Origin of the sequence: Kitasatospora sp. NPDC028055 (genome assembly GCF_040637885.1) — a bacterium.
In the GTDB taxonomy this organism is placed as follows: Bacteria; Actinomycetota; Actinomycetes; order Streptomycetales; family Streptomycetaceae; genus Kitasatospora.
This window is the reverse complement of sequence record NZ_JBEZXE010000088.1, coordinates 1-15,777: the sequence shown is the minus strand read 5'-3', so window position 1 is coordinate 15,777 and position 15,777 is coordinate 1. Positions and strand designations below refer to the sequence as shown.

2 protein-coding genes are annotated in these 15,777 nt (G+C 76.0%); both read left to right on the top strand.

The features are described 5' to 3' along the window. The first annotated feature begins 165 nt into the window (after positions 1 to 165). Entirely contained in the window at positions 166 to 13,818 is a 13,653-nt protein-coding gene (locus AB0F71_RS39290) for an SDR family NAD(P)-dependent oxidoreductase (protein ID WP_360245932.1), read from the top strand. A 32-nt stretch (positions 13,819 to 13,850) separates the two neighbouring features. Next, the coding region (locus tag AB0F71_RS39285) for a type I polyketide synthase (protein ID WP_360245935.1) at positions 13,851 to 15,777 on the top strand (1,927 nt) is incomplete at its 3' end.

The following is a 15,777-nucleotide window of genomic DNA, read 5'->3' as shown; positions in this document are numbered from 1 at the left end:
ACCGGCACCCTCCGCCGCAACACCCCCGAAACCACCCAACTCACCCACGCCCTCGCCCACACCTGGACCCACAACACCCCCACCACCCCACCCACACCCACCACCACCCCCACCCACCACACCCCCCTCCCCACCTACCCCTTCCAACACCACACCTACTGGGTCATGCCGAACACCACGTCGGTCGGGTCCGGGCAGACCACAACCGGCCACCCGCTGGTCAGCGGCAGCCTCGAACAGCCCGAGGGCCGCGGGCTGATCCTCACCGGCCAGGTCTCCACCACGACGCTGCCCTGGCTGGCCGACCACGCCGTCCAGGACACCGTCCTGCTCCCCGGCACCGCGTTCCTCGACATGGCGCTGCACGCCGCCGGGACGCTCGGCCGTGCCCACGTCGAGGAGCTCACCCTCGAGAGCCCGCTCACCCTGCCCGACGGCTCCCCGGTCCGTCTCCATGTCGCCACCGCACCCGAGGGGGACGGCCGCCACACCGTCACCGTCCACTCCCGTCCGGCCGGCGACCCGGACCAGCCGTGGACGCGCCACGCCGTCGGCACCATCGCGGAGGGCGTCCGGTCCGAGCCACCGGTGGTCGACGAGGCGTGGCCGCCGGCCGGGGCCGAGCCCGTTCCGCTGGACGACTTCTACGGGCGGCTCGCCGGCCTCGGCTACCTGTACGGCCCGACCTTCCGCGGCCTGCGGGCGGCCTGGCGGGACGGCGACGTGTTCTACGCCGACATCCGGCTGTCCGAGGACGCCGATCCGGCCGGTTTCGCCGTCCACCCGGCGCTGCTCGACGCCGCGTTGCACACGGTGGCGCTCGGCACCGGCGCGGACGGCGCCGCGACCCCCGTCCGGCTGCCGTTCTCCTGGTCCGGGGTCACCCTGCACGCGACCGGGGCGACCTCGCTGCGGGTGCGGACGACGCTGGTCGACGACACCACGGCCGCGCTCGACATCGCCGACGGTTCCGGGCGGCCGCTCATCACGATCCCGTCGCTGCGGCTGCGGGAGCTCGACCCGGGACGGCTCGCGGGCCCGCACCCGCTGCACAACTCGATCTTCCGGATGGACTGGGTCCGCGCGGAGCCTGCCGACGCCGCCGCCCCGGCCCCCGGGGCCGGGAACTGGGCGGTGCTCGGACGCGGCGCGGCCGGTCCGGACGTGCCGCTCGACGGGGTCCTGGACGTGCCGCTCGACGGGCTCACGGAGCACGCGACGCTGGACGACCTGGTCGGGGCGATGGACGCCGGCGCACCCGCACCGGACGTCGTCCTGCTGCCCTGCCCCACGCCGCCGACCGGCGCCGATCCGGCCGCGCTCGCGCACGACACCGCCCGTCACGTCCTCGGCCTGGTCCAGGCGTGGCTCGCCGAGGAGCGGCTCGCCGGGTCCACCCTGGTCGTGCTGACCCGCGGCGCGGTGGCCGTCCGCCCCGGCGACCCGATCGAGGACCTTCCGGGCTCGACGGTGTGGGGAATGCTCCGCGCCGCCTGGTGGGAGGAGCCGGGCCGGTTCATGCTGATCGACCTGGACGGCACGGGCACCTCGCCGGCGGAGCTGCGCACGGCGGTCGCGTCCGGCGAGATCCAGGTCGCGCTGCGGGACGGCGCCTGCCTGCGCCCGCGCCTGGTCGCCGTCCGGCCCGAGGAGGAGGCCCCCGGGTTCGCCTTCGACCCGGACGGCACCGTCCTGATCACCGGCGGCACCGGCACGATCGGCGCGCACCTCGCCCGGCACCTGGTGACCGCACACGGGGTCCGGCACCTGCTGCTGACCAGCCGCAGCGGCCTCGCGGCCCCGGGCGCACCGGAGTTGGGGGACGAGCTGGTGGCCGCCGGCGCCGACGTCACCATCGCCGCCTGCGACACCGCCGACCGCGCCGCGCTCGCGGAACTGCTCGCGGACGTCCCCGAGGCACATCCGCTCACCGCCGTCGTGCACACCGCCGGGGTCCTGGAGGACGGCGTGCTCGGCGCGCTCACCGGCGAGCAGGCGGACGCCGTCCTGCGGCCGAAGGCGGACGCGGCCTGGCACCTGCACACGCTGACCGAGCACCTCGACCTGCGGTCGTTCGTGCTGTTCTCCTCCGCCGCGGGCGTCATCGGCAACCCGGGGCAGTCCACCTACGCGGCCGCCAACACCTTCGTGGACGCGCTGGCCGCCTACCGCCGCTCCCGCGGGCTGCCCGCGGATTCGCTGGCGTGGGGCCTGTGGGCGGAGACCAGCTCCATGACAGCCGGTCTGGACACCGCCGGCGTCGCACGGCTGACCCGCAACGCGGCGGCGATCGGCACCGAGCAGGGGATGGCGCTGTTCGACGCGGCCCTCGCGGTGCCGGACCACACCCCGCTGCTGCTCGCCCGGATCCGGCCGACCACGATCGACGCGGAGGACGACTCGGTCGCGCCGATCCTGCGCACCCTGGCCAGGCCCTCCCTGCGTCGGGCCGCCGCGGCCGCCGCGGAGCCGGCCGCCGCCGGGGGCCTGGCCGGGCGGCTGCGCCCGCTGGGCGGTGCCGAGCGGCTGGAGGCGCTCACCGACCTGATCGGCGCTCAGGTCGCGGCGGTGCTCGGGCACGGCGGGCCGGGCGGAACGGGCGGTGTGGACGCGACGCGAAGCTTCAAGGACATGGGCTTCGACTCACTCACCGCCGTCGAGTTCCGCAACCGGATGAACACCGCGACCGGGCTCCGGCTGCCGGCCACGCTGGTCTTCGACCATCCGACCGTGGCCGCGCTCGCCGACCGGCTGGACAGCGAACTGCTGGGCGCCGAGCCGCCGGTCGCGGCGGCGGCGAACGGGGGCGCCGCGTCCGCGACGGCGGGCGGAGCGGAGGACGACCGGATCGCGATCGTCGGCATGGCGTGCCGCTTCCCCGGCGGCGTCCGGACCCCGGACGCCCTGTGGCGGCTGGTGGCCGACGGCGTCGACGCGATCGGCGGGTTCCCCACCAACCGCGGCTGGGACGCCGAGGAGCTGTACGACCCGGACCCGGACCGGCAGGGCAAGACCTACGCCCGGCACGGCGGGTTCCTGCACGACGCCGACGAGTTCGACGCGGAGTTCTTCGGAGTGAGCCCCCGCGAGGCGCTGGCGATGGACCCGCAGCAGCGGCTGCTGCTCACGTCCACGTGGGAGGTCCTGGAGAACGCCGCCATCAACCCGGCGTCGCTGCGCGGCAGCGCCACCGGGGTGTTCATCGGGACGGCCGCGCAGGAGTACGGGGTCGGCGCCCGTCCCACCGGCACCGACGCCGAGGGCTACCGGATCACCGGTTCGACGACGAGCGTCGCCTCCGGCCGGATCGCCTACACCTTCGGCCTCGAAGGGCCGGCGATGACCGTCGACACGGCCTGCTCCTCGTCGCTGGTCGCCCTGCACCTGGCCGCCCAGTCGCTGCGCAACGGCGAATGCGGACTCGCGCTGGCGGGCGGCGCCGCGATCATGGCGACGCCGACGCTGTTCGTCGAGTTCAGCCGGCAGCGTGGTCTGGCCCCCGACGGCCGGTGCAAGCCGTTCGGCGCCGCCGCCGACGGCACCGCCTGGGGCGAGGGCGTCGGCGTACTGCTGCTGGAGCGGCTGTCGGACGCCCGCCGCAACGGGCACCAGGTGCTCGCGGTGGTGCGCGGCAGCGCCGTCAACTCGGACGGCACCAGCAACGGCCTCACCGCACCCAACGGACCGTCCCAGCAGCGGGTGATCCGCCAGGCCCTCGCCAACGCCGGACTGACCGCCGCGGACATCGACGCGGTCGAGGCGCACGGCACCGGGACCACGCTCGGCGACCCGATCGAGGCCCAGGCCCTGCTGGCCACCTACGGGCAGGACCGGCCCGACGGACAGCCGCTCTGGATCGGCTCGGTCAAGTCCAACATCGGCCACACCCAGGCCGCCGCCGGCATGGCCGGCATCATCAAGACGGTGCAGGCGATGCGGCACGGCGTCCTGCCCCGCACCCTGAACGTGGACGAGCCGACGCCGCACGTCGACTGGGAGTCCGGCGGCGTCCGGGTCCTCACCGCCGACCGGCCCTGGTCGGACACCTCGGGGCCGCGCCGCGCCGGTGTGTCGGCGTTCGGCATCAGCGGCACCAACGCGCACGTCATCCTGGAGTGGGACCCGGCGGCCGCGGCCGTCCCGGACCCCGCTCCCGCTCCCGCTCCCGTCGACGCCATCGCCGAGGTCGCCAAGGTCGCCGAGGTCGCCAAGGTCGCCGATGTCGCCGATGTCGCCGATGTCGCCGAGGTCGCGGAGCCCCCCGTGGTCCCCTGGCTGCTGTCGGCCAGGACCGAAGCCGCGCTGACCGCACACGCACGGCAGCTCGCCGCCCACCTCGACGGGCACGACGGCCTGTCCCTCGCCGACGTCGGCGCCACGCTGGCGGCCCGGCCGCTGCACGAACACCGCGCCGCCGTGACCGGCCGCACCCGCGAGGAGCTCCGCGCCGCCCTGGCGGCCGTCGCCGACGGTGACCGGACGGCCGACGGGGTACGCCCCGGGTCGGGCCGGACCGGGGCGGGCCGGACGGCGTTCCTGTTCTCCGGCCAGGGCGCCCAGCGGCCCGGAATGGGCCGGGAGCTGTACCAGCAGTTCCCGGTCTTCGCCGCCGAACTCGACCGCGTCTGCGCACACCTGGACGCCCTTCTGGACGTGCCGCTGCGGTCGGTGATGTTCGCCGAGGCGGGCACGGCGGAGGCGGCGCTGCTCGACCGGACCGGATACGGGCAGCCGGCCGTCTTCGCCCTGGAGGTGGCGCTGTTCCGCCTGCTCGGGTCGTGGGGGCTGCGGCCCGACGCCGTGCTCGGGCACTCGGTCGGCGAGATCGCCGCCGCACACGTGACCGGGGTCCTCGGCCTCGCCGACGCCTGCACGCTGGTCGCCGAACGCTCACGGCTGATGCAGTCGGTGACCGCGCGCGGCGCGATGGTCGCGATCCGGGCGGGCGAGGAGGAGGTCGCCCGGTCGCTGGCGGAAGCCGCCGGCCCGGGGGCCGTCTCGATCGCGGCCGTCAACACCGCCCGGTCGACCGTCGTCTCCGGCGACGCGGAGGCCGTGGCCCGGGTGGCGGCCCACTGGTCGGAGCGCGGCCGCAGGACGACCCCGCTGCGGGTCAGTCACGCGTTCCACTCCCCGCACATGGACGGCATCCTGGACGAGTTCGCCGAGGTCGTCGGGCGCCTCGAGTTCCACCCGCCGCAGGTGCCGGTCGTCTCCGGACTCACCGGGCGGCCCGCCACCGGGGCGCAGCTGGCCGATCCGGCCTACTGGACGCGCCAGGTGCGGGAGGCGGTCCGGTTCCACGACGGCACGGAGGCGCTGCGCGAGCTGGGCACCACGGTGTTCTTCGAGGTCGGCCCCGATGCGGCGCTGACCGCGCTGGTGCCGGACGGACCGGAAGGCACCGCCGACGAGACCGCCGACGAAACCGCCGCGGCCACGGACGAGGGCGTCGACGCGGGCCGGCCCACGGGCGCCGGCCACCGCCGCAGCCACCGCATCGCGGCGCTGCGCCGGGACCGCCCGGAGCCGTCGACCCTGGTCGCGGCCGTGGCGGAGGCCGCGCTCCACGGGGCCGCGGTGGACTGGCGGGCGTTCTTCGCCCGGTTCTCCCCGCAGCCGGTGCAGCTGCCCAACTACCCGTTCCAGGGGCGGCGGTTCTGGCTCTCGGCCGAGCTCTCCCCCGCCGCCCCGGGCACCGGGGCCGGCGCGCACGGGCTGCTGGCGGCGGCGACGTCGCTGGCCGACGGCGGCGGGTGGCTGCTGAGCGGCCGGGTGTCGCGGAGCACCCACCCGTGGCTCACCGAGCACACCGTGAACGGCGCCGCGATCGTGCCCGGCACGGTCTTCCTCGACCTCGCGGTACACGCGGCGAGGGTCACCGGGAACGCCCGGATCGACGAACTCACCGTCGAGGCGGCGCTCCTGCTGCCCGAGAGCGGGGCCGTGGACCTCCAGGTCCTGGTGTCCGCACCGGACGCGCGCGGCCTGCACACCCTCACGGTCAGCTCGCGCGCCCACGGGCACCGCGACGAGGCAGGCGAACGGCCCTGGACCAGGCACGCGTCCGGGGCCCTGGGCGGCCGCCCCGCCGAGCCGTTCGAGGACTTCCCCACTGCCTGGCCGCCGCCGGGCGCCGAGCCGATCGACCTCGACGGGCTGTACGACACGCTCGCCGACGCCGGGGTCGGCTACGGACCCGCCTTCCAGGGGCTGCGGTCGGCCTGGCGGGACGACACCGCCGTCTACACGGAGGCCGACGCCCCCGAGGCCGGCGGCGGCCCGGACGGCCTGCACCCGGCGGTGCTCGACGCCTCGCTGCACGCGCTGGCGACCGACCACCCCTCGCTGAACACCGGCGGGGAGGTCCTGCTGCCCTTCTCCTGGCGCGGTGTCGACCCGTACACCTGGAGCGCCACGACGATCCGCAGCCGGCTGACCCGAACCGGGCCCGACACCCTGGCCCTGGCCGTCACCGACGCCGACGGGACCCCGGTGGCGGCGGTGGAGGCCCTCCAGGTCCGGGCGGTGGCCCTCGGCGAGGTCGGCGCGCGGCGGCACGAGGCGTACCGGCTGGACTGGAGCCCGGTGGCGGCCCGTCCGAAGTCGGCCGACGCACCCGACGCGCCCGACGCGGTCCTGCTGCGGGTGGAGGCGTCCGGCGACGCCGGGCCCGAGGAGGTTCGCGCGGCCGTCGCCCGGGTGCTCGACACGGTCCAGCGGTGGGCGGTCGGGGACCACCCGGCGCGGTCCCGTCTGGTGGTCGTGACCCGGGGCGCCGTCGTCACCGGCCCCGGTCCCGAGGCCGCCGACCCGGCGGGCACCGACCCGGCCGGCATCGACCTGGCGGGCGCCGCCGTCTGGGGCCTGGTCCGCAGCGCGCAGGCCGAGCACCCCGGGCGGTTCGTCCTGCTCGACCTCGAAGGCGGTCCCGACGACGGTCCCGACGGCGGTCCCGACGACGGCTCCGAGGCCGCCGCCGACGACCGCCTCGCCCGGACCCTCGCCGATGCCCTCGCCCTGGACGAACCCCAACTGGCCCTGCGCCGGGGCGGCTTCCTGGCTCCGCGGGTGGCCCCCGCCCCGCTGACCGCCCCCGCCGGCTCCCCGCTCGACCCGGACGGAACGGTCCTGGTCACCGGCGGCACGGGCGCCCTGGGCGCGCTCGTCGCCCGCCACCTCGTCACCCGGCACGGCGTCCGGCACCTGCTGCTGACCGGCCGCCGGGGCGCCGACGCGCCGGGCGCGACGGAACTGCGGTCCGAACTGGCCGGGTACGGCGCCGAGGTGACCGTCGCCGCCTGCGACGCCGCCGACCGCGAGGCGCTCGCCGCGCTGCTCGCGGGCATCTCCGAGGAGCACCCGCTCACGGCCGTCGTGCACACCGCCGGGGTCCTGGACGACGCCGCGCTGGACAACCTGGACCCCGACCGGATCGACACGGTGTTCCGGCCGAAGGCCGACGCCGCCCGGCACCTGCACGAGCTGACCGCCGACTCGGGGCTCGCGGCCTTCGTCCTGTTCTCCTCCGTCGCGGGCACGCTCGGCACGCCCGGACAGGCCAACTACGCGGCCGCCAACGCCTACCTCGACGCCCTCGCACACCGTCGCCGCGCCCTGGGGCTCCCGGCCACCAGCCTGGTCTGGGGCCCGTGGACGCTGGCCGGCGGGATGGCGGCCGACGAACGGCGGGTCCGCCAGGCCGCGCTGGTCCCGCTGTCCGCCGAGGCCGGCCTCGGCCTGTTCGACGCCGCCCTCGCCGCGGACCACCCGGTGCCGCTCGCGCTGCGCCTCGACCGCGCCGCCCTGCGCGCGGCGGACCCGGCGGCGGTCCCGCCGGTGCTGTCGACGCTGGCGGGCTCGCCCGCGCACCGCCGGACCGAGCGGACCCCGCTGCTGCGGCGGCTCCAGGGCCTCGACGGGCCGCGGCGGCACCAGGTGCTGCTGGCGGCGGTGCGCGACCAGGTCGCGGCGGTCCTCGGGCACGAGGGCACCGACCGCGTCCCCGCCGACCGCGAGTTCAACGAGCTGGGCTTCGACTCGCTGACCGGCATCGACCTGCGCAACCGGCTCTCCGCCGCGACGGGCCTGCGGCTGCCCGCGACGCTCGTCTTCGACTACCCCAACCCGACCGCGCTGGCCGCCCATCTCGGGGCCGAACTGCCCGACCGGGACCGGACGGCGCCCGAGCGGGCGAAGCCCGCGGAGCCGATCCGGCCGGCGGCGGCGGCGGCGGACGACCCGATCGTGATCATCGGGATGGCCTGCCGGTTCCCCGGTGAGGTCCGGTCCCCGGAGGACCTGTGGCGGCTGGTCCGCGACGGGGTCGACGCGATCGGCCCGTTCCCCGCCGACCGCGACTGGAACGTCGAGGAGCTCTACGACCCGGCGCCCGAACGGCACGGCAAGTCCTACACCCGCGAGGGCGGCTTCCTGCACGACGCGGACCGGTTTGACCCGCACTTCTTCGGGATGAGCCCGCGCGACGCGATGGCCGCCGACCCGCAGCAGCGGCTGCTGCTCGAGACCGGCTGGGAGGTGCTGGAACGTGCCGGCATCGACCCGGCGGACCTCCGCGGCAGCCGGACCGGGGTCTTCACCGGCGTCATGTACAGCGACTACGGCGCGCGCCTGGTGAACAGCCGGGTCGACGAGTACGAGGGATACCTCGGCACGGGCAGCGCGGGCAGCATCGCGTCGGGCCGCGTCTCCTACACCTTCGGCTTCGAGGGCCCGGCGATCACCGTGGACACCGCCTGCTCGTCCTCCCTGGTGAGCCTGCACCTCGCCGTCCGCGCCCTGCGCGACGGCGAGTGCGACCTGGCGCTCGCCGGCGGCGTGACCGTGATGGCGACCCCGGCCCCCTTCGTCGAGTTCAGCCGGCAGCGCGGGCTCGCCCCGGACGGCCGGTGCAAGCCGTTCGGCGCCGGCGCCGACGGGGTCGCCTGGGCGGAGGGCGTGGGACTGCTGCTGGTCGAGCGGCTGTCGGACGCCCGCCGCAACGGGCACCAGGTGCTCGCCGTGGTCCGGGGGACGGCGGTCAACCAGGACGGCGCCTCCAACGGGCTCACCGCGCCCAACGGCCCGTCCCAGCAGCGGGTCATCCGCCAGGCCCTGGCCGACGCGGGCCTCGCACCCGCCGACGTGGACGCGGTCGAGGCGCACGGCACCGGGACGCCGCTGGGCGACCCGATCGAGGCCCAGGCGCTGATGGCGGTCTACGGGCAGGACCGGGCGGCCGACAGGCCGCTCTGGATCGGCTCGGTCAAGTCCAACATCGGGCACGCCCAGGCGGCCGCCGGGGTCGCCGGCGTCATCAAGACGGTGCAGGCGATCCAGCACGGCCGACTGCCGCGCAGCCTGCACGCCGACACACCGTCGCCGCACGTGGACTGGGCGTCGGGTGGTGTCGCCGTCCTGCGGGAGGAACGGGCCTGGCCGGACCACGGCCGCCCGCGCCGCGCGGGGGTGTCCGCCTTCGGCATCAGCGGCACCAACGCGCACGTCGTCCTGGAGGCGCCCGCCGCCGAGGACCTGCCCGGGACGGCCACCGCTCCCGCCAGTCCGCCCGCTTCGCCCGCTTCGACGGCCTCGGCGGCTTCGGCGGCTTCGACCGCTGCCGTCGAGCCCGCCGTTCCCGCCCCGGTGGTGCCCTGGCTGCTGTCGGCCAGGACGGACCCGGCCCTCGCCGAACACGCCGCCCGGGTACGCGACTTCGTTCGGGAGCACCCCGAGCACGGTCCCGCCGACCTCGCCCGCGCGCTCGGCTCCCGGTCGGTGTTCGAACGGGCGGCCGCAGTGGTCGGCCGGACCCGCGAGGACCTGCTCTCCGGGCTGGACGCCCTCGCCGCGGGCGGCACCGCGCCGCACGTCGTCCGGGGCGGTGCGGGGGAGCGCGGCGCGACCGCGTTCCTGTTCTCCGGCCAGGGCTCCCAGCGGGCCCGGATGGGCAGCGGCCTGTACGCGGCCCACCCGGAGTTCCGGCGCGCGCTGGACGAGGTGTGCGCGCACTTCGACGGACTGCTCGACCGCCCGTTGCGGGAGCTGATGTTCGCGCCCGCCGGGAGCGCCGAGGAGGATCTGCTGCACGAGACCCGCTACACCCAGCCCTCGCTGTTCGCCCTGGAGGTCGCCCTCTACCGGCTGCTGCGGAGCTGGGGCGTCGCCCCCGACTACCTGATGGGGCACTCGGTCGGCGAGTTCGCCGCCGCGCACGTCGCGGGCGTCCTGTCCTTGGCCGACGCCTGCACCCTGGTCGCCGTGCGCGGCCGGCTGATGCACGAGGTCGCCGGCCGCGGCGCCATGGTGGCAATCGGCGCAGGCGCCGACGAGGTGCGCGCCTCGCTGGCCGGCCGGGAGGACGCGGTCGGCATCGCCGCCGTCAACGGCCCGGCCGGCACGGTGGTGTCGGGCGACGAGGTCGCCGTCATGGCGGTCGTCGACGAGTGGGTCCGGCGTGGCAGCCGGACCAAGCGGCTGCTGGTCAGCCACGCCTTCCACTCGCCGCTGATGGAGCCGATGACGGCCGCCCTCCGGGAGACCGCCGAGCGGCTGCGCTACGCCGAGCCGACCGTCCCCGTGGTGTCGACCGTCACCGGCGCCGTGGTGGAGCCCGGCACCATGACGTCGCCCGACTACTGGGTCGACCAGGTGCTGCGGCCGGTGCTGTTCTCGGACGGCATCGCGACCCTGCACGCCGCCGGGGTGCGCGCCTACCTGGAACTGGGCTCGGACGCGCTGGCCTCGATCACCCCGGACTGCCTGCCCGAGCTGGACCCCCGGCCGCTGGTCGGCGCACTGCTGCGCAAGGACCGGCCCGAACCGGAGTCGGTGGCCACCGCGCTGGCCCAGGCACGGCTGCACGGCGTGCCGGTGGACCTGGCGGCCCTGCTGCCCGGTGCCCGGCCGGCCGACGGCCTGCCCACCTACCCGTTCCAACGCGAGCGGTTCTGGCTCAGCCGGCCCGCCGACTCCGGCGACCCGGCGGGACTCGGCCTGGACCGGACGACCCACCCCTTCCTCGGTGCCGGGACCGAACTGCCCGACGGAGGCTTCCTGTTCACCGGGCGGATCTCGGCACAGGCCCAGCCCTGGCTGGCCGACCACACCGTCCACGGCAGCCTGGTCGTCCCCGCCACCGCGCTGGTCGAACCGGCCCTGTACGCGGGCGGGCGGGCCGGTTGCGGCCGGGTCGACGAGCTCGACCTGTCCGCCCCGCTGGTCCTGCCCGAGACCGGGGCCGTCCACCTCCAGGTGGTCACCGGTGCGCCCGACGCCGACGGCCGACGGAGCGTCGTCATCCGCTCCCGGCCGACAGGTTCGGCCGAGGAGGGATGGACGCGCCACGGTCAGGGCATCCTCGCCCCCGTCCCGGCCGTCCCCGCGGACTCCGCCGCCCCCTCGGCCCCGACCCCGGACGGTGCCTGGCCCCCGCCCGGCGCGCAACCCGCCGACGTCGGCGAGATCTACGAACTGCTGGCGGGCCTGGGCCTCGGTTACGGTCCCGCCTTCCGCGGCCTGCGCACGGTGTGGCGCCACGGCGACGAGGTACTGGCCGAGGTCCGGCTGACCGGGTCACCCTCGTCCGGCTTCCGGATCCACCCCGCGCTGCTGGACGCGGCCCTGCACACGCTCGCGTACGTCCACACCGACGTGGACCGCGCCGAGGGCGTGCCGGTGCCGTTCTCCTGGGCCGGCGTCAGCGTGTCCGGGGACGCCACGAGCACCCTCCGGGTACGGCTGACCCGGGCGGGCACCGGGTTCGCGCTGCGGCTGACCGACGACCGGGGCGCCGAGGTCGCCTCGATCGAGTCGCTGTCGGTCCGGAACCTGGCGCCCGGACAGTTCGGCGCGGCGGGGAGCGAGGGGTCCAGGTCGCGGTTCGGCCTCGCATGGACCGAGGTCGCACTGCCCGCGCCGTCGGACGACGCGGGCGCCCCGGTCGCCCCGGTGGGCGCCCTGCTGGAGGCCGTGGTGGACCGGCCGGTGAACGGGACCGCCCCGGACACCGCCGCGCCGGCCCTGCTGCTCCTCGACTGCACCCGGGTCCCCGCCGAAGGCCCGGACCCGGCGGGCACCGACCCGGCAGGCACCGACGCGGCCGAGGCCGCGCGCCGGGCGACCGGACACGTGCTCGGCGTCCTCCAGGCCTTCCTCGCCGAGGACCGGTTCGCCGACTCCCGGCTCGGCGTCCTCACCCGCTCGACGGTGTCCGCCGTCGCCGGCGACCGCGTCGCCGACCTCGCGGGCGCGGCCGTCGGCGGCCTGGTCCGCGCCGCACAGAGTGAGAATCCCGACCGGATCGTCCTGGTCGACACCGACGGCACCGACGCCTCCGCCCGGGCCGTGCGCGCCGCGCTGCTCACCGGCGAACCGTGGCTCGCGCTGCGGGACGGGACGGCCTACGCCGCCCGCCTGACCCGGGCCGGCACCGAGGACGCCGGGGCCGCCCACCGTACCGACCGGTCCGGCGCGGTGGGCGACGGCACCACGCCGTTCGCCCCCGACGGTACGGTCCTCGTCACCGGCGGCACCGGGGCACTCGGCGCGCTGATCGCCCGGCACCTGGTCACCGCCCACGGCGTCCGGCACCTGCTGCTCACCAGTCGCAGCGGCCGCGCCGCGGCGGGAGCGGAGGAACTGCTCGCCGAACTGACCGGGCTCGGCGCCCAGGCCACCGTGGCGGCGTGCGACGTCGGCGACCGGGACGCGCTGGCGGACCTGCTCGCCGCAGTGCCCGTCACGAACCCGCTCACCGCGGTGATCCACGCCGCGGGCGTCCTGGACGACTCGACGCTCCCCGGCCTCACCGCCGACCGGATCGCCACCGTCCTCCGGCCCAAGGCCGACGCGGCCTGGCACCTCCACCAGCTCACCGAGGGCCTGGACCTCACGCACTTCGTGCTGTTCTCCTCCGCCTCCGGAGTGCTCGGCGGCGCCGGCCAGGGCAACTACGCGGCGGCCAACGCCTTCCTGGACGCGCTGGCCGAACAGCGGCATTCCCGCGGCCTCCCCACCTCCTCCCTCGCCTGGGGGATGTGGGCGACCGACGGGACGATGGCCGGCGGCCTCGGCACAGCCGACCGGGCCCGCATCGGCCGTGGCGGCATGCTGCCCCTCGACGCCGCACAGGGCCTTGCCCTGTTCGACTCCGCCCTGCACGACGGCCGTGCCACAACCCTCCTGCTCCGGATCGACCCGCCGACCCTGCGCGCCCAGGCCGAGGCCGGCACCCTGCCCCCGATCCTGCGCACGCTGGCCGGCCCCCCGCGCGCCCGCCGCGACGCCGAGGCCGGACCGTCGCTCGCCCAGCGCCTGGCGGGCCGCGCCGAGACCGAACAGACCGACCTGCTGCTGGAGTTCCTCCGCCAGGAGATCTCGGTCACCCTGGGGCACACCGGAGTCGCCGCCGTGGAGCTCAACCGCGGCTTCCTGGAACTCGGCTTCGACTCCCTCACCGCCATCGAGCTCCGCAACCGGCTGAGCGACGCCGTCGGCCGGCGGCTGCCGGCCACCACCCTGTTCGACTACCCGACGCCGCGCCAGCTCGCCGCCCGTCTGCGTGAACTGCTGGTCCCCGCCGGCCCGGCCAACGCGACCGACGTGACCGAGACGACCGACGCGGCACTCCGCAAGCTCATCGCGTCGGTCACGCCGGAGCGCCTGCGCCGAGCGGGGCTGCTGGACGCCGTCCTCGGCCTGGCCGACGGCGCCGACGGCCCCGGACGGACCGCGCAGGAGGACGACGAGGAACAGGACCTCCTCGACGCCGACGTCGAGGACCTCATCCGCATCGCCCTCACCGACACCGACTCGTGACCACCCCAGAACCGACGGAGCCGACGATGAACATGCCTACCGAGAAGGTCGTCGAAGCGCTGCGCACGTCACTGCTGGAGAACAAGCGCCTTCGACGGCAGCTCCAGCAGCACACCGAGGCCGCAGCCGAACCGATCGCGATCGTCGGGATGGCCTGCCGCTACCCCGGCGGCGTGCGCTCGCCCGAGGACCTGTGGCGCCTCATCGCCTCCGGCGGCGACGCCATCGGCCCCTTCCCGCGCGACCGCGGCTGGGACGTCGACGGCCTGTACGACCCGGACCCCGACGCACCCGGCAAGTCGTACGTGCGGGAAGGCGGATTCCTGGACGACGCCGCCGACTTCGACCCCGCGTTCTTCGGCATCAGCCCGCGCGAGGCGCTGGCGATGGACCCGCAGCAGCGGCTGCTGCTGGAGACCGGCTGGGAGGCCTTCGAGCACGGCGGCCTCGACCCCGAGGCCCTGCGCGGCAGCCGCACCGGCGTCTTCACCGGCGTCATGTACGGCGACTACGCGTCGCGCCTGCGACGGATGCCGGAGGGACTGGAGGGTCAGGTGGTCACGGGCAGCGCGGGCAGCGTCGCCTCCGGGCGGCTGTCCTACACCTTCGGCCTGGAGGGCCCCGCCGTCACGCTGGACACGGCGTGCTCCTCGTCGCTGGTCGCCCTGCACCTGGCCGCGCAGTCGCTGCGCAACGGCGAGTGCGACCTCGCCCTCGCCGGCGGGGTCACGGTGATGGCCACCCCGGTCGCGTTCACCGGCTTCAGCCGGCAGCGCGGCCTGGCTCCCGACGGGCGCTCCAAGTCCTTCGCGGCCGCCGCCGACGGCGTGGTGTGGAGCGAGGGCGTCGGCCTGCTGCTGGTCGAACGGCTCTCCGACGCCCGGCGCAACGGCCACCAGGTCCTCGCGGTGCTGCGCGGCAGCGCCGTCAACCAGGACGGGACCAGCAGTCAGCTGTCGGCGCCCAACGGCCCCGCGCAGCAGCGGGTGATCCGCCAGGCCCTGGCCAACGCCGGACTCACCACCGCCGACGTCGACGTCGTGGAAGCCCACGGCACCGGAACCAAACTCGGCGACCCCATCGAGGCCCAGGCCCTGCTCGCCACCTACGGCCAGGACCGCGAACACCCGCTCTGGCTCGGCTCCATCAAGTCCAACATCGGCCACACCCAGGCCGCCGCCGGCGTCGCCGGCATCATCAAAATGGTCCAGGCCATGCGACACGGCGTCATGCCCCGCACCCTGCACGTCGACGCACCCTCCCCCCACATCGACTGGGACGCCGGCAACGTCGAACTCCTCACCGAAAGCCGCGACTGGCCGCGCACCGGCCGACCGCGCCGCGCCGCCGTCTCCTCCTTCGGCATCAGCGGCACCAACGCCCACGTCATCCTCGAACAAGCCCCCACCACACCGGAACCGGCCCCCACACCGGAACCCGCGGACACCCCCGTCACCTGGCGGCTGTCCGCCAAAACACCCACCGCACTACGCGACCACGCCCGCCGCCTCACCCAACACCTCCACCACCACCCCCACCTCACCCCCCACGACATCGCCCACACCCTCGACACCCGCACCCCCTTCACCCACCGCGCCGCCGCCTACGGCACCACACGTGACGAACTCCTCGACGCGCTCACGGCCTTGGCCGCCGACCAACCCCACCCCCACCTCGTCCAAGGCACCAGCACACCCGGCAAAACCGTCTTCGTCTTTCCCGGCCAAGGATCCCAATGGCCCGGCATGGGCCTCCAACTCCTCGACACCTCACCCGTGTTCGCCGAACACCTCCACGCCTGCGACCAAGCCCTCCGACCCCACACCGGCTGGTCCCTCCTCGACGTCCTCCGATCCGAACCCGGCGCCCCCGACCTCAACCGCGTCGACGTCATCCAACCCGCCCTCTTCGCCCTCATGGTCAGCCTCGCCCGCACCTGGCAACACCACGGCATCCACC

Excerpts from the sequence above, each read along its gene's own strand:
- AB0F71_RS39290 (WP_360245932.1), top strand. The coding sequence starts at position 166 with ATGCCGAACACCACGTCGGTCGGGTCCGGGCAGACCACAACCGGCCAC.